Annotated in this window: 22 protein-coding genes; 15 read left to right on the top strand and 7 right to left on the bottom strand. The window is 30.4% G+C overall.

Annotated features, from left to right (window positions below; translation table 11 throughout):
• Positions 1-138: 138 nt before the first annotated feature.
• Both queC and larC read right to left on the bottom strand, forming a co-directional pair.
• Positions 139-816: a 7-cyano-7-deazaguanine synthase QueC gene (queC, locus tag EDC42_RS00375; protein ID WP_069574598.1), complete on the bottom strand. Its 678-nt coding sequence runs from the start codon at positions 814-816 to the stop codon at positions 139-141.
• The gene (gene larC / locus EDC42_RS00370; RefSeq protein WP_069574597.1) at positions 813-1,982 is read right to left on the bottom strand and encodes a nickel pincer cofactor biosynthesis protein LarC; all 1,170 of its coding nucleotides are present in this window, start codon (positions 1,980-1,982) and stop codon (positions 813-815) included. The genes queC and larC overlap by 4 nt, the downstream gene beginning before the upstream one ends.
• A 65-nt stretch (positions 1,983-2,047) precedes the next feature.
• Here larC and EDC42_RS00365 point away from each other — a divergent pair, with 65 nt between their 5' ends.
• The 4 genes from EDC42_RS00365 (at position 2,048) to EDC42_RS00350 (ending at position 7,220) form a co-directional block, all read left to right on the top strand.
• Entirely contained in the window at positions 2,048-3,130 is a 1,083-nt protein-coding gene (locus tag EDC42_RS00365; RefSeq protein WP_069574596.1) for a phosphatidylglycerophosphatase A, read from the top strand.
• Positions 3,131-3,292: 162 nt separating this feature from the next.
• On the top strand, positions 3,293-5,407 hold the full coding sequence (locus EDC42_RS00360) for an SAP domain-containing protein (protein WP_069574595.1): 2,115 nt from the start codon (positions 3,293-3,295) through the stop codon (positions 5,405-5,407).
• Positions 5,408-5,646: 239 nt separating this feature from the next.
• On the top strand, positions 5,647-6,429 hold the full coding sequence (gene cobS / locus EDC42_RS00355) for an adenosylcobinamide-GDP ribazoletransferase (protein WP_069574594.1): 783 nt from the start codon (positions 5,647-5,649) through the stop codon (positions 6,427-6,429).
• 248 nt (positions 6,430-6,677) lie between these two features.
• Positions 6,678-7,220, top strand: coding sequence for an RNA methyltransferase (locus EDC42_RS00350; RefSeq protein ID WP_069574593.1), 543 nt, complete (start codon positions 6,678-6,680; stop codon positions 7,218-7,220).
• Here the strand turns inward: EDC42_RS00350 and EDC42_RS00345 are convergent.
• A complete protein-coding gene (locus tag EDC42_RS00345; protein ID WP_069574592.1) occupies positions 7,217-8,311 on the bottom strand; it encodes a DUF763 domain-containing protein in 1,095 nt (364 codons plus the stop codon). The genes EDC42_RS00350 and EDC42_RS00345 overlap by 4 nt on opposite strands.
• 172 nt (positions 8,312-8,483) lie before the next feature.
• Between EDC42_RS00345 and EDC42_RS00340 the strand changes: the two genes are divergently transcribed.
• Positions 8,484-9,218, top strand: coding sequence for a peptidylprolyl isomerase (locus tag EDC42_RS00340; protein WP_069574591.1), 735 nt, complete (start codon positions 8,484-8,486; stop codon positions 9,216-9,218).
• A 45-nt stretch (positions 9,219-9,263) separates the two neighbouring features.
• Here the strand turns inward: EDC42_RS00340 and EDC42_RS00335 are convergent, their stop codons facing one another.
• Complete coding sequence (locus tag EDC42_RS00335) at positions 9,264-9,755, bottom strand: fumarate hydratase C-terminal domain-containing protein (protein WP_069574590.1); 492 nt, start codon at positions 9,753-9,755, stop codon at positions 9,264-9,266.
• 142 nt (positions 9,756-9,897) lie between these two features.
• On the opposite strand from EDC42_RS00335, the gene EDC42_RS00330 reads away from it, so the two are divergent.
• Genes EDC42_RS00330 through sucC form a run of 5 tightly spaced genes read left to right on the top strand, consistent with a single transcriptional unit; the run spans position 9,898 to position 13,840 of the window.
• Positions 9,898-10,170: a 4Fe-4S dicluster domain-containing protein gene (locus tag EDC42_RS00330; protein ID WP_083234851.1), complete on the top strand. Its 273-nt coding sequence runs from the start codon at positions 9,898-9,900 to the stop codon at positions 10,168-10,170.
• Between the two features lies 1 nt (position 10,171).
• A complete protein-coding gene (locus EDC42_RS00325) occupies positions 10,172-11,290 on the top strand; it encodes a 2-oxoacid:acceptor oxidoreductase subunit alpha (RefSeq protein WP_069574607.1) in 1,119 nt (372 codons plus the stop codon).
• A 1-nt stretch (position 11,291) separates the two neighbouring features.
• Entirely contained in the window at positions 11,292-12,155 is an 864-nt protein-coding gene (locus EDC42_RS00320; protein WP_069574589.1) for a 2-oxoacid:ferredoxin oxidoreductase subunit beta, read from the top strand.
• A 9-nt stretch (positions 12,156-12,164) separates the two neighbouring features.
• Positions 12,165-12,713, top strand: coding sequence for a 2-oxoacid:ferredoxin oxidoreductase subunit gamma (locus tag EDC42_RS00315; protein ID WP_069574588.1), 549 nt, complete (start codon positions 12,165-12,167; stop codon positions 12,711-12,713).
• Between the two features lie 8 nt (positions 12,714-12,721).
• Positions 12,722-13,840, top strand: a complete 1,119-nt coding sequence (gene sucC / locus EDC42_RS00310; RefSeq protein WP_069574587.1) for an ADP-forming succinate--CoA ligase subunit beta — start codon at positions 12,722-12,724, stop codon at positions 13,838-13,840.
• Positions 13,841-13,881: 41 nt separating this feature from the next.
• On the opposite strand, the gene twy1 is transcribed toward sucC, so the two are convergent.
• On the bottom strand, positions 13,882-14,799 hold the full coding sequence (gene twy1, locus EDC42_RS00305) for a 4-demethylwyosine synthase TYW1 (protein WP_069574586.1): 918 nt from the start codon (positions 14,797-14,799) through the stop codon (positions 13,882-13,884).
• Positions 14,800-14,925: 126 nt separating this feature from the next.
• Between twy1 and EDC42_RS00300 the strand changes: the two genes are divergently transcribed.
• The 4 genes from EDC42_RS00300 to EDC42_RS00285 are packed head-to-tail and all read left to right on the top strand — an operon-like array spanning position 14,926 to position 18,614.
• A complete protein-coding gene (locus EDC42_RS00300; protein WP_198923027.1) occupies positions 14,926-15,795 on the top strand; it encodes a hypothetical protein in 870 nt (289 codons plus the stop codon).
• A gap of 1 nt (position 15,796) precedes the next feature.
• Entirely contained in the window at positions 15,797-16,675 is an 879-nt protein-coding gene (locus tag EDC42_RS00295) for a DNA-methyltransferase (protein ID WP_069574585.1), read from the top strand.
• A 46-nt stretch (positions 16,676-16,721) separates the two neighbouring features.
• Positions 16,722-17,390 (top strand): triose-phosphate isomerase, encoded by a 669-nt coding sequence (gene tpiA, locus EDC42_RS00290; protein WP_069574605.1) that lies wholly within the window; start codon positions 16,722-16,724, stop codon positions 17,388-17,390.
• 9 nt (positions 17,391-17,399) lie between these two features.
• Positions 17,400-18,614, top strand: a complete 1,215-nt coding sequence (locus EDC42_RS00285) for a phosphoglycerate kinase (RefSeq protein ID WP_069574584.1) — start codon at positions 17,400-17,402, stop codon at positions 18,612-18,614.
• Between the two features lie 237 nt (positions 18,615-18,851).
• Here EDC42_RS00285 and EDC42_RS00280 read toward each other — a convergent pair whose 3' ends face one another.
• Positions 18,852-19,127 carry a hypothetical protein gene (locus EDC42_RS00280; protein WP_069574583.1) on the bottom strand — a complete coding sequence of 92 codons (276 nt, stop codon included), beginning with the start codon at positions 19,125-19,127 and terminating at the stop codon, positions 18,852-18,854.
• 137 nt (positions 19,128-19,264) lie between these two features.
• The gene (locus tag EDC42_RS00275) at positions 19,265-19,555 is read right to left on the bottom strand and encodes a hypothetical protein (protein WP_069574582.1); all 291 of its coding nucleotides are present in this window, start codon (positions 19,553-19,555) and stop codon (positions 19,265-19,267) included.
• A 1,248-nt stretch (positions 19,556-20,803) separates the two neighbouring features.
• Here EDC42_RS00275 and ygiD point away from each other — a divergent pair.
• The gene (ygiD, locus tag EDC42_RS00270) at positions 20,804-21,580 is read left to right on the top strand and encodes a 4,5-DOPA-extradiol-dioxygenase (protein WP_069574610.1); all 777 of its coding nucleotides are present in this window, start codon (positions 20,804-20,806) and stop codon (positions 21,578-21,580) included.
• Positions 21,581-21,583 lie beyond the last annotated feature (3 nt).

Genomic DNA, 21,583 nt, shown 5'->3' with positions numbered 1-21,583 from the left:
CGTGTGTAAGTTAATAATAAATTATAATTAGTGCAGAATTTGATTATTTCTTCAATTCTATGTAAAGAGCTGTTGAATTTTCAAGAGGTGGTATTATTTGGATAATGAGGTTTGAAAAAAGGATTTAAGAAAACATGATTAATTTTCATATTCACTTTTATCTTTTATACCTAAATTTTTGAATGCTCGTTTCCGTCTCATGCAACTTTCGCAAATACCGCATTGCTTTTTCTTGCCTTTGTAGCAAGAATAACTTAATTCCATTGGAGCATCATATTCAACTCCTAATTTAACAATTTCTTCTTTATCTAAATCAATTAATGGTGCTTCAATTCTAATATTTTCAGGTGAACCTTCTTTGATCAGTTCATTAAATTTTTTCATATATCCTTTTGAGTTATCTGGAAATGTTGCTCCCTCTTCACCATTCCAACCAACAATTATTGAACTTGCACCAATACTTTCAGCATAAGACAATGCAATTGATGTAAAAACAGTGTTTCTTGCTGGAACCCAAACACTACTGGCACTTTCTTGACTTATTTTTAAGTTATCTAAATCTTCAGCAGAAAGTTCTGGGATTTTTTCATTGGTATTCAGGCTAGAATTACTGATATTTGCTAGCCATGGGAGGTCAATTACTTCATGAGTCCAATCCATCTTCTTGCAAATTTCTTTTGATGCTTTTAATTCTCTTTTGAATGCTTTTTGACCATAATTAAAAGTTATTGCATGAATTTTATGGCTTTTACTAAAAACGCTTGTTGCAACAGTACAGTCAAGGCCCCCGGAAAAAATTGAAATAGCCTTTTTCATCTAATCATCTCACTTATTTTTTTAAGCGGTAATCCGCTATCCTGAGCTATCTTTTTCAGGTCTTCATATTCTGGCCGTTTAGAGATTATTTCACCGTTTAAATAACCTATTTTAAATGTCACTTCATAATCTTTATCATTTATGTTGAATATTTGTTTGCTAAATTCTCTTTTTGAAATTCCTCTGTGCATATTTGGAGCTATTCGGATACCTAAACTTCCAGTTTCTTTAAATATTGCTTCAATAACTTTTTCCCTATTTTCTTTTCTAGAAATCACTTTAAGTAAATTGCCGGGTCTGTTCTTTTTCATTATTATTGGAGTAACTGAAACATCTCTTGCACCAATGTCTAGGAGTTTATCAAATAAGTATCCAATTTCTTCACCGGTCAAATGATCCATATTTGTTTCAATAACATCAATTTTATCACTTTCAGCAATATCTGAACTTTCAATGATTCTTAAAACATTAGGGTGGTCAAAATCTTTCTTTCCAGCTCCATAACCTGTTTTTTTAGCTTTAATTAATGGTATGAATTCTTTTATTTCATCACAAATCTCCATATAAACTGCAGCTCCTGTTGGTGTTGCAAGTTCACTGTCAACTGGTCCACCAATCATTTTTGCATTTTTTAAGACCTCCACTACTGCAGGTGCTGGAACTGGTATAATTCCATGTGCAGTTTCAACTCTTCCCCCTCCAACAGCTATTGGGAGGCCGATTATTTTTTGATTATCTAAATTTAAACTATAATATGCATAAATGGATCCTATAACATCGGCTACTGCATCACTTGCACCTACTTCATGAAAATGGACACTATCTAAAGTTTTTCCATGAATTTTACTTTCTGCAATAGCTATTCTTTCAAATACTTTGATTGAGGTTTCTTTAACTTTTTTATCTAAGTCTAATTTTTTAATTTTTTCAATAAACTTCGGATAACAAATGGAATGTTTATGTTCAAGCATTTCAACATGACAATATGTAGATGAAATTCCTTTTTTATTTATTTTTTTAAATGTAACTTCAACTTTTCCAAAACATTCTGCGGATTTTTCCATAACTTCTTTTAGTTTGTTTGCATCTGCACCTAAATCCACAAACGCTCCTATTAACATGTTTCCTGCAATTCCGCTTACTTGAGGATCAATAATAATTGCCATAATAAAAAGTCCTTTTAATGTTATTAATATAAATTTAAATTAAATAATTAATATATATTATCTACATGGAGTTAAATATCACTAAAAAGGATTATGGAATTTGTATAAATAATCCGAATCATTTCTTAGCATTAAGTGATTTTACAGTAAGTGATGGGATTGATATTGTAGAAAATGTCAATGTTGTAAAAGCAAAAGATGAGTTTAAAGCCACTGCAAAAAAAGCTGAGGCATTTAATCAATCCAAAGGTTCTTATATTGCTCAGGCTTCAGATTCTATTGATTATTTTCAAAATAATTATGATGATTTAACTATTTTTACATTCATGGCAAATGATGTTGTTATTGAAGATTTCACTGAATATTTAAAAGTAGCAAATTCTCCAAAAGGTTTTTTTGATGCAAGAATTAATTTAAGTCATATAATTTACATTGATAGTGTAGTTTCTCCAAAAGATTTGCTTAAAATATTTAAAATAGTGACTAATACTAAAGCAAAGGTACTGGCTAATATGTGTTTACCGGCACATATTCAAAATATAATCAATACAAATGACTTTTTAGCAGTTTTATCCAACATTAATGTATCTGAAAGTCAAGATTTAGATATTAATAATGCAGAATATGAAGAAATAGATTGGGATGATTTAAAAATAAAAATGGAAGATGCAGTTGAAATAAGTTTGGAAGATGCATTTAGTTATCTTGAATTAACATTTGGAATTCTTGATTATTTGGTATCTGAAGGAATTTTAATTGGAGATTTAGTGGATACTGGTATGGAACTTGCAAATGGGGTGAAGATAACTCAGGAACTTAGAGATAAAATGGAAACACAAATTCTTAAATCACTGACTGATATTAATGTTGTTTCACTAATTATTGCTGGAATGAGGATGGAACAGGATTTAACTGGAAATCACATAAGGGAATTTGATGTACATGATGATTCAGATTACTTGTATACTGATGAAGTATTGGGTCTTGCTATTTCAAATCAGATTGCAGGAACAAAAGCAACTTTTAATTTTAAGAGATATCATGAAGCAAAACCTGGAATTATTGCAGGATTGCCTCCCATACTCGATGATATTTTTGCAGGTCTGATTGCGGGATGCATGTCTAAAATATTTGAGGAATTGTTATGAATATTCTGGTAAGATGATTTGCAATTTTTCTTATTTCTTTAAACCATGACTATAAATTCATAATGCACATGTTATAAATTTTTCAAGTAAAAATGTAATAACAACTTTTTTATTACTTGTTTTATTAAATTATTAAATAATACATATTATAAGGGAATTTTCATGACGACAGAATTTATTATTAGAATGGATGATATGCCTAAAATTATACATAATGATTTATCAGATTCTTTGGATGTTGAGTCTATTTTGAAAAAGGATTATAAATATATTTATGAGGCTATTCAAAATGAAGGATTCATAATAGAAAATAATTCAGGAGATCTTTTTAAAGAGATATTGTTTGATAGTAAAGTTGTTGGATTTGCTTTTTATGAATTAAATGCATTGACTAGTTTTGTTTTAAATGAGGTTTATATCTTACCTGAATTTAGGGGTAATTCTTTATTTTTATTAGAAATTAATGTACTCCTTTCAGCAGGCAATACATTGAGTATTTTACAGCCAACAAAGAATCTTGTAGAGATTTTAATTCATTATGGATTTGCATCTAAATTAAGTGAAAATATTGTAGCCAGTGCCATTGGCTTTGATTTTAAAAGTGAAAATATTTTGTCTAATTCCAGTGAGGAATTTGATAATGATGATCAAATATTGTCTTCCAATATATATGATTTGGATATTCGTTCCTGTCTATTTCTTAAGGATATCTCAACTCCTGGTAAAAATATTATTTATTATCATGAAGAGCTTAAAAATGATTTTAAAGAATATGGGGAACGTAAATCCTTAAATAAGAATTATTTTAATGAAATCAAAGATTTATTTTTACAAAATTCTGATGAATTTACTCAAATACTGTTTGATTTAAAAGAAGAATTGCCAAAATCTCAATTGGGATTTGATGTAGTCATAGGAAATGATGATGGATTTTCAGAGTATATGCAGGACATTATTGATGATGGCATTATTTCAGAAGATAAAGCAAAAAAAATTAATAATATATTAAAAGAAGAATATGAACGAGGTGAAGTTACTGATGATGGAATTATAACCCGTTTAAACTTTTTTATTAATGATTTGGATTCGCAAATCGATCCATTCAATATATTTGAAATCGGTGCTAATTTATGTCCATATTGTTGTAACTTTATAAATTTAACAGATGAATCATGTCCAATCTGTGGTTATAATCTATTTTATGAAAATGATTTTGATTTTGAAGATGATGATAATTTTGAAGATGGAATATTTATCAATAAAGACAATGTGTTATCTGTTATGTCCGGATTATATGAAAGATTTGGCAGAAAATATAAACTTGAAGATATTAATTATGGAAAACAATATCCTACAAGTTATGATTTAGATCAATATAGAATTTTAAAATTTATTGATGAATATCATAATCTGGAAGTGGCATTTTATTTTTTAAATAATTTAAAATTGCCTCAAGAGATATTCAATGATTTATTATTTGAAGAGGAATATGTTACTTATGAAATTACTGAAGAAACATGGTCTGATTTTGCTAATTATAGTTTAACAGTAAATGATTTGAAAGATATTTTAAGAGATAATGGGCTAAGGGTTTCAGGAAGAAAACAAGAACTCATCGATAGAATTGGTAAAAGTGATATTTCTGTTAGTGAATTTAGCTCCGATAAATTATTTTTAACCAGAAAAGGTAAAGATTATTTAAATGAGTATTCTTGGATTGGCCTATACAATGAATTTTTAAAAAATTTTGATTTTGATGATTTTTACAGATTTTATGAGTCTAACGATGGAAATTTCAATGAAATTGTTTCCAAATATCTTGATGAACATATAAAAATAGCTAAAAATAATAAAGATTTTGATTATTTAATAAATTGTTTTTCATCTAAAGCAATATTTTCAGGATTAGATAAAAATCCAAATGATGCATTAAAATGGGAAATGAGAAGGTTCTGTTTAACAATTAATCCGATCTACTCACGGGGGGTTTATCATGATTTTTATTTACATTTGAATTCTGAAAATATAAATAATCTAAGATCATTGAAAGACGAATTTTCAAGTGAAGAGATGTTGGATTCATTTGAAGAATCTTGGGATTATTTTGAATTTAATAAGTCCATTGTTTCAAAAAAAGATGCTAAAATTATTTTTGAAAGATTACTGATTAATAATGAGGATTTGAAATTAATTAACATGGAGCTTAAGGACAGGTACTCTGGAAGAGATGCTATTGATAATACTTTTTCAGCCGATTTAAATGATTATTTTAAATAATTAGATGTTCTTTAACTAGTGCAGAGTGGTTTTCAGTATAAAATCATATTAGATATGATGTTGAATTTGGTTTTGAATGCAATTAAAAAAAGAGGTTTCAAAAATTAAAGTATTTATAGAAAAATTAATTCGATGTGTTGTAGTAAAAATATAATTTAGTACAAGAAGATGTGTCATTGATAAAATAAACATATATTTTTAATTCAAATGAGTTGTATTGAATAGTTGAGGAATAAATTATGGAAGACGATAGCTATTTTGAAAATGAAGAATTTTCCCCAATAAAATCACTTTTAGGGCTTTTAACTTTTTCGACAATTTTACCAATCAATGTTTACACCTCAATTGAGTACATGACTAAATTAACTTGGTGTTGGCCATTCTTGCATGTTTTAGTAGGTATTTTAGCTGCTGTTTGTGGATATGTATCTTTTGAAGTCCTACATTTAAATGCGTTATTCACCGCAGTTATTGTTTATGCGTTTTTAATGTTAATCACGGGTTATAATCATTTGGATGGTGTAATGGACATGGCTGATGGTGTGATGGTTCATGGTGATCCTGAACGTAAAATCAGTGTAATGAAAGATTCTTCTGTAGGTGCAGGTGGTGTTGCAACTTTATTTTTAGTTGCAAGTCTTACTATTGCAGGATTATATAATATTTTAGATTATTATTTTATACTTGGGATTATAGTTTGTGAAATGGCCGCTAAAACTTCTTTAATAACTACCGCACTTTTATCAAAGCCTTTAATTCCGGGAATTGGAAGTTATTTTATTAAAGAAACTACAATTGTTAATTATTTAGTTTCAACAATTCTTGTAATTTGTATTGCGTTTTTATTAGGTAATCTAATTGGTGTTGTTGGTGTTTTAGGAGCTATTGTTGGGGGTATTATTATAGCAACTATTTCAAAACGTAATTTCATTTTAGCTAACGGCGATGTCCTTGGAATGAGTAATGAAACTGGACGTTTATTTGCATTACTGTTTATGGCAATTGCTTTATATTTCATTTAATTTAATTTTACAACTTCAAATCAATATTTTGATTGATTAAACGATTAGTTTATTAATTGGAACTTTCAAAATATTCTTTGATGAGTTATCACTTGTAGGTTCACCTCCATTTTTCAATTATATCTAATCAGTACATTTTTCTCACATTACATCTTAAGTGATAACTTCATCAAATCAAGCAAATTATTATATATTTTTAAAATAAAATATTACATTATTATTTTTTACAATTTAATTAACTAACTGATATTATGAATGTTAATGTTTTAAGATTAGATCATAGATTAAAAAGGGATACCCGTATTACTACTCATGTTTGTTTGACTGCTCGTGCATTTGGAGCAAGTAAAATTTACCTTTCTGGTGAAAGAGATGCTAAATTAATGGAAAATGTAAGGGATACTGCTTCAAGATTTGGTGGAAATTTTGAGATAGAATACAGTGAAAGTTACATGGGTGTAATTAAAAAATGGAAATCTGATGGGGGTAAAGTTGTCCATTTGACTATGTATGGATCACAGGCTCATGAAATTGCTCCTGAAGTACGAGAAGATGGTTCTGATATTTTGATTGTGGTTGGGGGCTCTAAAGTTCCTGGAAGTGTTTATAAGGCTGCTGACTGGAATGTGTCTGTTACAACTCAACCTCACTCTGAAGTATCTTCACTTGCAGTATTTCAACATTTGTTAATGAATGGTAAGGAATTTGATTTAAAGTTCGAAAATCCTGTATTGGAAGTTATTCCAACTGCTCATGGGAAGAATGTTAATATTCACAATGAAAATCGTTAGAGGATAAAGTCATCCAATCTTTTAATTGCCTTTAATTTTTCATCTTTTTTTATATGTGCTTGGTCAAGCGCATCTCTTATTGTTTGAATAGAGTTATCATAAACATCTCTATCAACGGGATATGGAAAACCATCTTTTCCGCCATGTGTAAAACTGTATTTTACGGGATCTTTCCAGCTTGCAGGTTCACCATAAACCAAATCTGATATTAGAGCTAATGCTCTTATTTTTTTAGGTCCCATTCCCTGAAGTAATATTAATTCTTCGTAATTTTCAGGTTGTATTTCATAAGCTCTTGTTAAAACTTCAAACTCTTTATCTGAAATATCCATATCAAGAATAGGATGATGTGAAGGCATTGTAAAATCGTCTAAAAGCATTTGACTATTTTTTCTTTTAAAATATTGTCTTAAATGATTAGGATTGTCATTTATTAAATCAACACTTACTTTTTGAGCATTTGCACTGTCTTTTGAAGACATGTTTAGTGTATCTGGTGTTTTCTTATCACATGAAATTCCACTATGGGGGTCATTTAATAATTCTTCAACTTCAGAACCTAACCAATGATAACGTCTAGCATATTTAGTATAGGTGTTTAGTCCTTGTTGAACAACAGCCCAATCTCCTTTTTCAGTAATAAAGAAATCATGCTGGTATAATGTGTAGCCATCTTGAATGCATGAATTGTCAATCTTGGCAGACAGTTTACTAGTTTCAACTAATTTTTCAGTAGTTTCTGTTTTTAAATTAAAGATTTCTCCGGCATGTTCAATTCCTTGCGGTGTTTTTCTAGATTTTGCACCTTTGCCACCACTCAAATAGATTCCATGTTCTTCAGGACTAAGTGATGCTTTTAGAGCTCCCAATGTTGTAGTTGTTGTTCCTGAAGAGTGCCAGTCAAAACCTAAAACACATGAGAATGCCTGAAACCAATATGGGTTGGAAATCCTATTTAAAAACTCATTTAAACTATATTCTTCAATAATAACTGAAGCTAGAGCTCCTGATAAATCCACCATTCTTGTGAATAACCATTTTGGGGGATGTCCTCCATGAAGTGGTAAATTAGCTACTCCTCGTCTTTTCATGACTAAATATTTATATTTAATTAATATTGGTCTTTTAGAAAGAGCATCTGAAAAGTATTTTATTTTTCAATATTATATACAAAACTTAATAAGTAATGGTTACTAAATTTATTAAATGTTATATTTATTAACAAGATTATTTTAATCAAAATTATTAAGGAGCGTATTTACTATGGCTGTAGACAACGGAGATTTTGTAAGAGTAAATTTTACAGGTAAAGTTAAAGAAACTGATGAAGTATTTGATACTACTTATGATGAAATTGCACAAGAAGCTGGACTTTTTGATGAAAACAAAACTTATAAACCAATTCCTATTGTTGTAGGTGGAAACCACTTATTGCCCGCTATTGAAGAAGCAATCATTGGATTAGAAGAAGGAGAAACAAAACACATTGAAGTAGATTCTGACAATGCATTTGGTCCTAGAGATCCTAAAATGGTTCAATTAGTGCCTATGAAAGAGTTCAAAAAACAAGGCATGACTCCTTTCCCAGGTATGAGGATTCAATCTGAAGGTTCAAATGGAAAAATCTTAACCGTAAATGGTGGAAGGGTAAAAGTTGATTTTAACCATGAATTGGCAGGAAAAGATTTAGTTTATGATGTTGAAGTAACTGAAATCATTGCTGATGAAGAAGACAAAATCAAAAGTATGATTGAATTACATTATGCTAATCCTAATGTGGATATTGACAAAACTGAAATCGACATTGTTGATGGTGTTGCAAACATTAAATTAGATGAAATGGCTAAATTCGATCAAAAATCTTACATGGATGTTACTTTCGCAAGATTCAGAATAGCTAAAGATATCTGGGATAATGTTGAAGGTATCACCAAAGTTAATTTCGTTGATGAATTCGAGAAAAAAGAAGAATCTGACGACGAAGTTGAAGAAGAATAATTTTATTCTTCTTAATTATTTTTTACACCAAACTTATTTTATAACTTAAATTCTTAAACCATTATGAATAGCTACAATTCCCGGAATTCTTTCCACTTTTAATTTGAACATAGCTTCCATTCCTTCACTTTCAAATAAGACACATTTTTTATCTAAGACTTTGCTTGTAAGTAATGCTGCAACAGGGGGTGTTATTACAAAAATGGAATTATTTTTATCTAGTTCTTTAATTGTTTCATCGCTTAACATTCCTTTTCCAATATGAATTTTAATGCCATTTTCACTTAAATAGGGGATTGTCGATTCGATTTCCACTTTGCTGCTAGTTGTTGGCGCAATTCCTGCATTACTAAATGCAGTATGCATTATAACACTTCCATTTAAATCAAATGGCACTTTTTTTTCTTTAATTAACTCAACTAATTGTGGAAGGGCTGCATCACGGCCAGTATATATTGTTCCAGAAATAGTGATTTGATCTCCTATATTGAGGTTTAATAAATCTTCATCGGTAATTGGTGTATTTAAGTCTTTCATATTTATTAATAGTACTATTTTTTTAATAAATTTTTATTTTTTTTATTTATAATGATTTTACATAAGATATTTAAAGGTTTATTAACAAAGATATGATACATTCTAAACTAATTTATTATAGAATTATTAGGAGATTCAAAAATTGATTATTATTGATGAAAACTTATGTAAAGGATGTCATCTCTGCTTATTCATGTGTCATGAAAATGTATATGCAATATCCTCTGAAGTTAATAAAAAAGGAGTACAATTGCCTTTCGTTAAATTTGAGGAAAGATGCATTAAATGCGGCACCTGTGAAATTGCATGTCCGGACCAAGCAATAACAGTAGATTTGCCTGAAAATTGGTGGATGAAAGATGGCAATAATATTAACTTTAATCCTAGATTCACAAAAGGAAAAAGTGGGTGTTAAAATGGCTGAAGAATTTTTTATTCAAGGAAATGAAGCATGTGCTAAAGGAGCATTAGCTGCAGGTTGTAGATTCTTTGCAGGGTATCCAATTACTCCATCTACAGAAATTGCAGAAACTTTATCTCGTGATTTGCCTAAAGTGGGGGGGTCATTTGTTCAAATGGAAGATGAAATTGCCTCTGCAGGAGCGATTATCGGCGCTTCTTGGGGTGGAGCTAAAGCAATGACTGCTACTTCAGGTCCAGGTATTTCATTAATGCAAGAGAATATAGGCTATGCATTCATGACTGAAACACCTATTGTATTCGTTAATGTTCAAAGAGGTTCTCCATCCACTGCTCAACCAACCATGGCAGCACAGGCTGATATGATGCAGGCACGTTGGGGTTCACATGGGGATTATGAACCTATTGCATTATCTCCTTCAAGTGTTCAAGAATTCTTTGATTTTACAATCAAAGCTTTTAATTTAGCTGAAGAATACAGAGTTCCTGTATTTGTCATGGCAGATGAAATCATTGGACACATGAGAGAAAAAATTACTGTTCCGGAGAATATTGAAATCGTGGCTAGAAAAAGACCAGAAAAAACTGATGATTATTTGCCATTCGAAAATATTGAAAATGGAACCACACCTATGCCTGCATTTGGGGACGGATTCAATGTGCATGTGACTGGACTTACTCATGATGAACGAGGATATCCTGATACAAACACTCCTGAAACTCATGAAAAACTCATTAAGAGGATTTGTAATAAAGTTTTAATGAATAGGGATAAAATTTGTTCTGTAAGAAGTGAAAACTGTGAAGATGCAGATATTGTCATTGTTTCATATGGTGCTCCTGTTAGATCTGTTGTAGAGGCAGTTAATAAAACAGATAAAAAAGTAGGTTATATTAAAATAGATACTCCATGGCCTTTCCCTGATGAACAAATTAAAGAATTAACTGCAACTGCAAGTGATGTTCTAGTTGTGGAAATGAATTTAGGTCAAATGTATTATGAAGTGGATCGTGTTGTTAAAGATAAAAATGTTCATTTGCTTGGTAAAATAGGGGGAGCATTACCAACTCCTGATGAAATATTAGACGAAATTAATAAAATAGGAGGAAACTAAAATGAATGAAGGAAAACAAAATAGATTTCTCCCTTACTTAAGAGATGACAGATTACCTCATATTTTCTGTCCAGGTTGTGGGAATGGAGCAATTATTAATGCATTCTTAGCAGCTATGGAAAAAGCAGAAATGGATTTTGATAATATAGCTATGGTTTCTGGAATTGGATGTTCTTCAAGAATTCCGGGATACTTAAAATGTGATTCTCTACACACTACTCATGGAAGAGCATTAAGTTTTGCAACCGGTCTGAAAACAGCTAATAAAAATTTGGATGTTGTTGTATTTACTGGTGATGGTGATGCTGCTTCTATTGGTGGTAATCATTTAATTCATGCAGCAAGAAGAAATATTAATTTAACTGTAATTTGCATCAATAATAATATTTATGGTATGACTGGTGGTCAGATAAGCCCTACATCTCCTAAAGGTAGTTTTGGAACTACTGCACCATATGGGAATCTAGATTCTCCATTTAAATTAGCAGAACTCGTTGCAGCTGCAGGCGCAACATATTCTGCAAGATGGACTACTGTTCAAATTGAGAATTTAGTAACTTCCATTAAAGATGGATTAAAAAATCCCGGATTTTCATTTATTGAAGTTGCAACTCAATGTCCAACCTATTTCGGTCGTAAAAATAAACTTAAAACTCCTACTGCCATGGCAGCTGTCATGAAAGCTAATACTGTATTCAAATCTGCTGCAGACAGGATGAGACCAAAAGAATTAGAAGGAAAGATTGTCGTCGGGGAATTCGCTAATTCTCAAAGAAGTGAATTCACTGAAAATATTGAAAAGTTAAGTGTAGAAAAATCAGGTAATAAAACTAGTATCAATTCTGCATATGAAACAGAGTTATAGGGGGATAATATGAGAACTGAAATTAGAATTTGTGGTTTTGGAGGTCAAGGAATTATTCTTGCAGGTATTATTTTAGGTAAATCTGCATGTCTTTTTGATGGTAAAGAAGCTGTTCAAACTCAATCTTATGGTCCGGAAGCTCGTGGAGGAGCTTCTAAATGTGAAGTTGTAATTAGTGATACTGAAGTTGACTATCCTAAAGTTCAAAGTCCAGATATTTTAGTTGCAATGTCTAACGAAGCTTTAATTAAATATATTGTGGATTTAAAAGATAATGGAACTTTAATTGTTGATCCTGGAACAACTGATATTGAAGATGTTAGGGACTATATTGAAGAACATAATATTAAAGTTTATGAAGCTCCTGCTACTAAAACAGCTACTGATGACATAGGACTTAAAATAGTGGCAAATATTGTTATGGTTGGATCTATTACAAAAATTACTGGAGTCATATCCAAAGAAGCAGCTATTAAAGCAATTGAAGTTAGTGTTCCTAAAGGAACTGAAAAGAAAAATATCAGTGCTTTTGAAGCGGGATATGCTTTAGTGGAATAGGTGTTATAATGAAATTTTTTGAAAATGTGGCAAAACAAATTTTTAATAAGGAAGGCATTCCAATTTTGGAAGGGCATGTTGCTTATTCTCCAGAGGAAGCCATGTCCATATCATCGGAGATGGGTGTTCCAGTTGTTATTAAAGCACAAGTTTTAACTGGTGGAAGAGGTAAAGTTGGTGGAGTTAAATTTGCCAATAATCCTGGTGAAGCATTAAAAGTAGCTGATGAGATTTTAGGAATGCAAATTAAAGGTGAAACAGTAAAACATTTATTAATTGAGGAAAAAGCTGAAATTCTTAATGAGTTTTTTGTTACTGTGTCTATAGATAGAGGTGCTAGAAGACCAGTTATTATAGCAAGTAAAGAAGGGGGTGTTGAAATTGAAAATTTAGCTAAAACAAACCCTGAAAAACTTATTAAATATTATCCAAATCCTTTAATCGAATTTTTACCTTATGAAGCACGTGAAATCGCACGTAAAATGGGTGTTTCTTCTGATTTGATTTCTCCATTAGGTTCTATAATCTGGAAGTTGTACAATGTATTTACAAAATATGATTGTGATACTGCTGAAATTAACCCATTAATCACAACTCCTAACGGATTAATAGCTGCGGATGCTAAAATGGTTGTTGAAAATGATTCATTATTCAGACATCAAAATTTAGTTAAAAGATTACATTATAAAAGGAAAGCTGTTGATTTTGTTAAGTTAAATGGTAATATTGCAGTTATTGGTAATGGTGCAGGTTTAACTTTAACTGCTATGGACATGATAAAACTTAATGGTGGTGAACCAGCAACTTTCTTAGATATTGGTGGTGGAGCTTCAGAACAAGTCATTAACCAAGCTTTAAACATTGTATTGAACTATGAACCAGTTAAGGTAATATTTTTAAATGTTTTAGGAGGTATTACTAAAGCAGATGATGTTGCTCGTGGTGTGATTAAAGCTTTAAAACAATCTGAACGTCATGTTCCTATTGTAATCAGATTAACCGGCACAAACGAAGAAGAAGGTCAAAAACTTTTAGAGGAAGCTGGGATTCCCTATGAAACTTCAATGGAAAAAGCAGCTAAAAAAGCAGTTGATCTTTGTAATGAGTTAAAACAGGAAATGAAATAGATATTTTTTATTTTACTTTAAATGAATTTGAAATTTTTAATTTATTCTAGTAAAACAACACGGCTAATTTCAGATTCATTTACTAATTCTTTACCGCATTCATCACCTATTCTTTTTGCAAATGATTTAACTTCATCAAATGTTGGCATATTATCAAGGGTTAATCGGTCACGTGATGAACCAACACACATATATGCTTTTACTTCTACATAATCAGGATCTGCTTTTTTTATTAGTTCGGCATATTTTTCTGGTTGTTCCATGTTTCTTCCTTTAACGCATGTATTCCTTATACATGTACGGGAGTTAAAACTGGATAATGTTTCAAGTGATTCATTTAAATTATTCCAAGCATCATTTATTCTTGGCCTACATATTTCATTAAATATTTTCTCGTTAGGTGCATCTAAGGAAAGGTATAATTGATATGGATCATTTTCCAGATTTCTTAATCTGTCAACACATTGACCATTACTAACTACAAATGTTGTAAAATCTCTATGATTAAATTCACCTATCAATTCATCAATTTTCGGATAAAGAGTTGGTTCTCCTGCAAGGGAGATTGCAGCATTGGTTGGCTTTTTAAGTTCTTCTAATTTCTTTTTATTTGCTTTGTCATTTCCGTAATAACCACATAATAAATTATTCTGTGCTTCAATAGCTTCATCAACGATTGTTTTGGGATCATCGTACTCATTGTCTTCCCATTCGGTTTGAGTATGAGTCAAATCTCTCCAACAAAATTCACATTCTTGTTGGCAATTTGGAACTGCAGGAGACATTTGAAGACATCTGTGTGATTGTATTCCATAAAATTTTTCTTTATAGCAAACTCCTTTCTCAACAATACTCTGACGGGTCCAATGGCAAGTTTTAACGGCAGCATGTCTATGTTTACCTACAAATCTATATCCGCTTTTTTCTAATTTTTGAATTTGGTTTTCATTAAATGACATATTATTTTTATGTTTAGTTTTTGATTATATAATATTTTTCAATGCAAATAAATTTAATATTTTATGAACAATATTGTAATATATTTTTTAAAACTATTTATATGTTTAATAATTATAGTTGTTATTATGAGATTATGGAGTAAAAATCAGGAAAAAATATTTTTTATTAATTCAAGAAAAGTTGCATTTCCATCTCAGTTATTCTATAAAACAGATGATGGCAGGTATTTGGCATATTGGCCGAAAGATTATAGGGGCAGAAAATCAACATTACAGTCAAGAAATTCATTGATTGGCAAATTCACAGAAGAATGGGTTTGCAAGCTATTTGGAAGACTGATCGTTGATGATGATTTGTATTTAGTTAAACAAGCAATAATTCCTTCACTAGGTATTACATCCCGTTCTCCAGTAGACTTGGTTATTTCAACTGCTAATAGAAAAATTTTAAAGGCAAGTGAGGTAAAAGTTATTTTTGAGGTTAAGATGTCTATTGTCTGGAATTGGCAATATTTCGATGATTCCAATAATGTTGTGGAAATCGGAGATTTTAGAACTCATCAGGGAAAGCCCAGTTTCACACGTTCAGACTCTATTTTAAAAGCTATTGGTAAATGTATTGGTATTAGAGTTTCAAGCTTCGAATCATCAAAGATTCCAATCGTTGTTATAGGTAATGCTCCATTATCTAATGGTTTCTGTAAAAAAGCAGATCACTTAAAAAGAGTTGGTGTAATTCAAGGTTTTTGGTCTTTAAATCCGTTTCCTCTAAACCATGGAAATACTCGAAAAACAACACCTTATGGAGGTTATATCAGATTTAATAATACTTCTGAATTAAAAAGAAATCTTGATAATTTATTCTCTCAGGATTTAAACTTTTTTTCAGGAATGGAAAATCCTAAGACATTAGGTAAATACATTGAAATTGCTAATAATGAAAATAATTATGAAGATAAAGGTTTAAAATTTTTGAAGTTAATAAGAAGGTATTGAAATGGTAAAAAAAACTCAAACTGCATCTTTCGGATCAGTTTTAAGACAATCCCATAATTCAAGAAAATTTTACAATTCAAAATTGTATGAAAATCTTAAAATTCCCGAAAATATTGATTTTAAGGAATTTAAAATTAAAAAAGAAGATTTAAATAAACTTTATTGTAAATCTAGTGAAAATATGGATGAAATTCCAGATAATAGCATTCACTTAATGATTACATCTCCTCCTTACAATGTTGGAAAAGAATATGATGATGATTTAACTTTAGATGAATATTTGGAACTATTGACTTCTGTTTTTGCTCAAACTTACAAAAAATTAGTGAGTGGGGGTAGGGCATGTATTAATATAGCAAACATTGGAAGAAAACCATACATTCCACTTCATGCAATGGTTATTGAAATAATGTTAAATCTGGGATTTCTGATGCGTGGAGAAATCATATGGGATAAATCTGCAAGTGCTGGTGGATCATGTGCATGGGGAAGTTGGATGTCTGCTTCAAATCCTGTTCTTAGAGATTTTCATGAGTATATTTTAATTTTTTCAAAGGAATCTTATTCTAAAAACAAATCTCAAGAAAAGAAAGACACCATTAGCCATGACGAATTCATTCAGTGGACAAAAAGTATTTGGACATTTCCAGCAGTAAATGCAAAAAAAATTGGACATCCTGCACCGTTTCCAACTGAATTGCCACATAGACTTATAAATCTTTATAGTTATGAAGGGGATGTTGTTCTAGATCCTTTCTGCGGTAGTGGAACGACTTGCATTGCCGCTACTAAAAATAAAAGAAATTATATTGGGTATGATATTGAAGAAAAGTATATTCAATTGTCCAAAAGCAGACTTTCTAATCAAAAATTTATTTAATGGTGTTAATCAAATATTATTATTGAATATTTGTTGGGGAATTATTATGGATACACCAATTGTAATATTAAATTATAAAACTTATTTGGAATCAAGTGGTATAAAAGCTTTAGAACTTGCAAACGATTTGGAAAGTGCTGCTAGTGAGTCTGGAATTACTATGGTAGCAGTTCCTCAAGCTGCTGATATTTATAGAGTAAGTCAAGAAACTTCACTCCCTATTTTTGCTCAACACGTTGATTCAATTTCTCCTGGCGGACACACCGGTTCTAATTTGATTAACACATTAATTGATGCAGGAATTAGTGGAACTTTAATTAATCATTCTGAAAATAGGATGAAATTGGCTGACATTGCAGAAGTTATAAAATCATGTAGGGATTATGAAATAGAATCCTGTGTATGCACTAATAACATTGAAACTTCAAAAGCTGTTGCAGCTCTCAATCCAGTTGCTGTTGCTGTTGAACCTCCGGAACTTATTGGAACTGGAATTCCAGTATCTCAGGCCCAACCTGAAATTGTTGAAGACACTGTAAAAGAGGTTAAATCAATTAATAAAAAAATTAAAGTTTTATGTGGTGCAGGAATCACAACTGGCGATGATATGAAATCGGCCATGGATTTAGGTGCGGATGGTGTTTTACTTGCATCAGGCATCATTAAAGCAGAAAGTCCAAAAGATGCTTTGCTTGATTTGGTAAGTAAATTATAGAGTGAGAAAATGGCGAAATTTAATACAATTGATGATTTTGATGTTGAAAATAAAACTGTTCTTGTAAGAGTTGATATTAACTCACCTGTGGATCCGGGTTCTGGAATTATTTTGGATGATACTAGATTGAAATTACATTCTAAAACTATTAAAGAGTTGTCTAAAAAAGGTGCTAAAGTAGTACTTCTTGCACACCAAAGCCGTCCGGGCAAAAAAGATTTCACAACTTTATCTCAGCATGCCGATGCTTTATCAGATATTTTAAATTTAAGAGTAAAATATGTTGATTCATTATTTTCAAATGTTGCAAAGGAAGCTATTCGTGATTTAAAACCTCATGAAATTCTTTTACTTGAAAATGCACGTTTCTTTTCTGAAGAATCCCTTTCAAGAACTCCAGTGGAACAGTCAAAAACATTGCTTGTGAGACATTTATCTCCATTGATTGATTATTTTGTAAATGATGCATTTGCAGCGGCTCATAGATCACAAGCTTCTTTAGTTGGATTTACTGTTAATACTCCTTCAGCTGCAGGTCGTGTAATGGAAAAAGAATTGACTGTGATTCAAGATGCACTGGATAATGTGCAGCATCCCTGTGTTTTTCTGCTGGGTGGAATGAAACCTGACGATTCAATTGATGTTATGGAAAATGTATTGAATAATGGGACAGCAGATGCTATTCTAACAACTGGTATTGTTGGAAATATTGTATTATGGGCGTCTGGAGTAGATATTGGTCAGGTGAATAAAGATTTCATTACTAATAGGGGATATGAAGACATGGTTGAAAAATCCAGGGTTCTAATTGAAAAATTTGGAGATAAAGTAAAATATCCTATTGATGTTGCTTGTGAAATTGATGGGGAAAGAGTTGACATTGATATTGGAGAAATTCCGGATGAATCTATTTTTGACATTGGTGTAAAAACAATTGCATTTTATGCAAAAGAAATTAGGGATGCTAAAACAATATTCGCTAATGGTCCTGCAGGTGTATTTGAAGATCCTAAATTTGCAATGGGAACTGAAGATTTAATTAATGCAATTGCAAACTCTGATGGTTTTTCAATTATTGGTGGAGGACATATTGCTGCAGCTACTGCTGGACTTGGTTGTGAAGATCAAATGAGCCATGTAAGCAGTGGTGGTGGAGCTTGCATTAGTATGCTAGCTGGTAAAAAACTAGCGGTTGTGGAAGCTTTGAAAAACAACAAAAAATAATTTTTTTTACTTCCATATCTTTTTTATTAACCAATAATTTTGTTGGCATAAATTATTGATTATCCTTATGATACAAGTCTAAAAAAACTAACTTGTAGATTTCTTTACCTTGATCTTCCTCATCCTCACTTGGAAAAAAAAGCATAAGATGATCTAAAAGGAGACAAATAAACTTACTGAGTTCCTTTTCTATTAGCTTTCATTGGTTTACCAATTTCTGGATTTTGGATGATTTTGTTAATCTGCTTTTAACTTTAATATTATAAGAATTATCGATTTTCTTAAAAGTTTTTTTAAAATCCTCATCAAATTTGATTTTAATATTGATTTATCATAAATAATTTTATTCATCTTTTTCAATTCTTCTTCAACTTCAAATTGCGAATTAGCTGAATCAACCTTTATTAATTTACAATCATAATCTAATATAAAATCTTTTTTAGCATTAGCACTAGGATATTCAGGATTGAAAAATCCATATTGGAATGTTAATTGATAATCGTCCTTTAACAAGTTTAATCTAGAAAATAATTGGGAAAACCCTTCATTATCTTCTAATTCAAAAATTACATTATTTAGTAAAGATTCATTGACATACTCATGGATATTACTGTCATCAATTACATCTTCATGAATTTGGTTTATATATCTTATCCTAAAAATGTTAAATTAAATGGCGTGCACCATCTTAAGGCAGCCAATATTAAAGAAACATCATTTAAAAATTCTTTAAAACCTTCATAATCTCCTTTACGATAAGCTAAAATTAAACTCTTGGAGTTTAACTCAACCTGCTTAGTATTTTCATCAGTGAATATCCAAGTTAAATCTCCATCTTCCAATTTACTTTCTGATTTACCTTCTTGAATATCAGCTTGAACATTTATATTATTGTTAAATTGAAAATGAACTTGAGTCAAAAAATTAATATATAATAACATTGCAATTAATCTAAAACCTAATTTAAATTTATTTTATTTATAATTTTCCTTAATTAAATTCCAGCACAAAATTTGTCACTTTCAAAAACTTGTGTGATTTGGATTTTCATTAGTTTTTGAGTCACGATTTTTTTGTTCTATTTTTTCTTTATTTTTAATTTAAAAGTAGTAAAATTAATATATGGAGTGAAATTTAAATATTAATATGTTTAAAGATAATATTAAAGCTCCATATGGATGTATGGAGTTAAAAAAATATAAACTTTCCGATTTTATTCCGGAGTTTTCTGAATTCCGTCAATCTGATGATCTTTTCTCTATTCGGGTGTGAAAAATATTTGCTGATAATCATTATTTGACTGGAAAAAATGGTAAAACATATTTTGAAATAGGATTAGTAATTTGTCCAAGCTGTAAGTCAAAAAGCACTGTTAAAAATGGAAACTTACGAAAGAAAATTAATCTTTTTTTAAGAATTGGAGAACAAATATGCATTATTCAAAAAATATAAATGCAAAAATGCGGCAAAGTCTTTTATGCAGATTTATCTTCACTTGTTTATTCTAATTCTAATATTGCATTTTCCTGTTATTTGGTTGTATTGAGAATTTGTATCAAATTTATGGAGTATGGACTCCATAAAATATGATTTGACTTAAAAACAATCAACACATACATCGAAATCTCACATCAAATCATAGAAAACATATTATTGGAATCTAATTATCAATTTAACTATGAAATTGGAATTATTCTGGTTATTACTTATTTATTCGACAGTCTATAGGTTAAAATAGATGAAATTTGGATATTATGTTAGCATTATTCCATGTTAAAGTGAATACTTATAGTTTCAGTCAAAAATTAGTCGAATCAGAAGTCCTTGATTGGATAAAAAATACTCTCAAAACAGCTTCACAATACAAAATCCTATGGAAAATTCATCATTCCATTTACTTTAAAAAATTAACGAACCATCCTTGAAAACACGAATATTTTCCATCTACGAACAATAAAAATCGAAAAATATATTCCAAAAAGTATTCCCAAAACACATAAAAAGAACAATGAAAATAGAATCGGGTCTTTTAAGCCGATTCATACTAAAACTAAACTGTTGGAACATAAAAAATGAAAACAAAAAAATCACACAAGTTTTTGAAAGAACCCTGTTCGTATAAAAACAAACTTTTATATTCTATGTATTTTTTATGTATTAAATAATAAAACAGTGGTGTGTTGATAAAAATGAATAAACAAAGGAGAATGCCTGTTATTTTTGTAGGTCATGGGGCACCGACTAATGCAATTGGTGACAATATCTACATTCCTGAATGGAAAAAAGTAGGGGAATACTTGGGTAAACCTAATGTAATAATAGCGGTTTCTGCTCATTGGTATAGTGAAAAATTATATGTTAGAACTGCTAAGAAAAATAAGCAAATTCATGACATGTATGGATTTCCAGATGAGTTGTATCAGGTAAAATATGAACCTAAGGGGTCTCCGAGACATGCTGAAAAAGTATTGGAATTATTGGATATTGCAGAGGAAAATAATGATTGGGGAATTGACCATGGGGTCTGGTCAGTTTTATCAAATATGTATCCAGAAGCTGATGTTCCGGTAGTTATGGTGAGTGTTAATGGAAATTTAACTCCTGTTGAACAATTTGAAATTGGTAGAAAATTAGAACCATTAAGGCATGAAGGAGCATTAGTTTTAGGAAGTGGAAATATTGTTCATAATTTGGGAATGGTTGACTGGAGAATGAATGGCGGATATAAATGGGCTTATGCATTTGATAATGATGTTAAAAAGGCTGTTTTAAATGGCGATTTTGAAAGAATTGTTAATTTTAGAAATATAAAATTCAATGAAATTGCAATACCGGCTCCTGATCATTTTTATCCTTTTTTAAATGTCTTGGGAGCTGCATCAAAAGAGGATAATGTAAAAATATTCAATGATGTCTGTGAACTGGGTTCAATATCTATGACATCTTACATATTCGAAGATATTTAAAAA

Origin of the sequence: Methanobrevibacter gottschalkii DSM 11977, from assembly GCF_003814835.1 — an archaeon.
Taxonomy (GTDB): domain Archaea; phylum Methanobacteriota; class Methanobacteria; order Methanobacteriales; family Methanobacteriaceae; genus Methanocatella; species Methanocatella gottschalkii.
This window is presented reverse-complemented; position numbering and strand designations above follow the sequence as displayed.

Bases quoted from the DNA above. Each gene is read 5' to 3' on its own strand.
- EDC42_RS00360 (WP_069574595.1), top strand. From the start codon at position 3,293: ATGACGACAGAATTTATTATTAGAATGGATGATATGCCTAAAATTATA.
- EDC42_RS00325 (WP_069574607.1), top strand. From the start codon at position 10,172: ATGGCTGAAGAATTTTTTATTCAAGGAAATGAAGCATGTGCTAAAGGA.
- EDC42_RS00365 (WP_069574596.1), top strand. From the start codon at position 2,048: ATGGAGTTAAATATCACTAAAAAGGATTATGGAATTTGTATAAATAAT.
- EDC42_RS00345 (WP_069574592.1), bottom strand. From the start codon at position 8,311: ATGAAAAGACGAGGAGTAGCTAATTTACCACTTCATGGAGGACATCCC.
- cobS (WP_069574594.1), top strand. From the start codon at position 5,647: ATGGAAGACGATAGCTATTTTGAAAATGAAGAATTTTCCCCAATAAAA.
- EDC42_RS00300 (WP_198923027.1), top strand. From the start codon at position 14,926: ATGAGATTATGGAGTAAAAATCAGGAAAAAATATTTTTTATTAATTCA.
- EDC42_RS00320 (WP_069574589.1), top strand. From the start codon at position 11,292: ATGAATGAAGGAAAACAAAATAGATTTCTCCCTTACTTAAGAGATGAC.
- twy1 (WP_069574586.1), bottom strand. From the start codon at position 14,799: ATGTCATTTAATGAAAACCAAATTCAAAAATTAGAAAAAAGCGGATAT.
- EDC42_RS00340 (WP_069574591.1), top strand. From the start codon at position 8,484: ATGGCTGTAGACAACGGAGATTTTGTAAGAGTAAATTTTACAGGTAAA.
- EDC42_RS00315 (WP_069574588.1), top strand. From the start codon at position 12,165: ATGAGAACTGAAATTAGAATTTGTGGTTTTGGAGGTCAAGGAATTATT.
- queC (WP_069574598.1), bottom strand. From the start codon at position 816: ATGAAAAAGGCTATTTCAATTTTTTCCGGGGGCCTTGACTGTACTGTT.
- larC (WP_069574597.1), bottom strand. From the start codon at position 1,982: ATGGCAATTATTATTGATCCTCAAGTAAGCGGAATTGCAGGAAACATG.
- sucC (WP_069574587.1), top strand. From the start codon at position 12,722: ATGAAATTTTTTGAAAATGTGGCAAAACAAATTTTTAATAAGGAAGGC.
- EDC42_RS00295 (WP_069574585.1), top strand. From the start codon at position 15,797: ATGGTAAAAAAAACTCAAACTGCATCTTTCGGATCAGTTTTAAGACAA.
- EDC42_RS00335 (WP_069574590.1), bottom strand. From the start codon at position 9,755: ATGAAAGACTTAAATACACCAATTACCGATGAAGATTTATTAAACCTC.
- tpiA (WP_069574605.1), top strand. From the start codon at position 16,722: ATGGATACACCAATTGTAATATTAAATTATAAAACTTATTTGGAATCA.
- ygiD (WP_069574610.1), top strand. From the start codon at position 20,804: ATGAATAAACAAAGGAGAATGCCTGTTATTTTTGTAGGTCATGGGGCA.
- EDC42_RS00285 (WP_069574584.1), top strand. From the start codon at position 17,400: ATGGCGAAATTTAATACAATTGATGATTTTGATGTTGAAAATAAAACT.
- EDC42_RS00275 (WP_069574582.1), bottom strand. From the start codon at position 19,555: ATGTTATTATATATTAATTTTTTGACTCAAGTTCATTTTCAATTTAAC.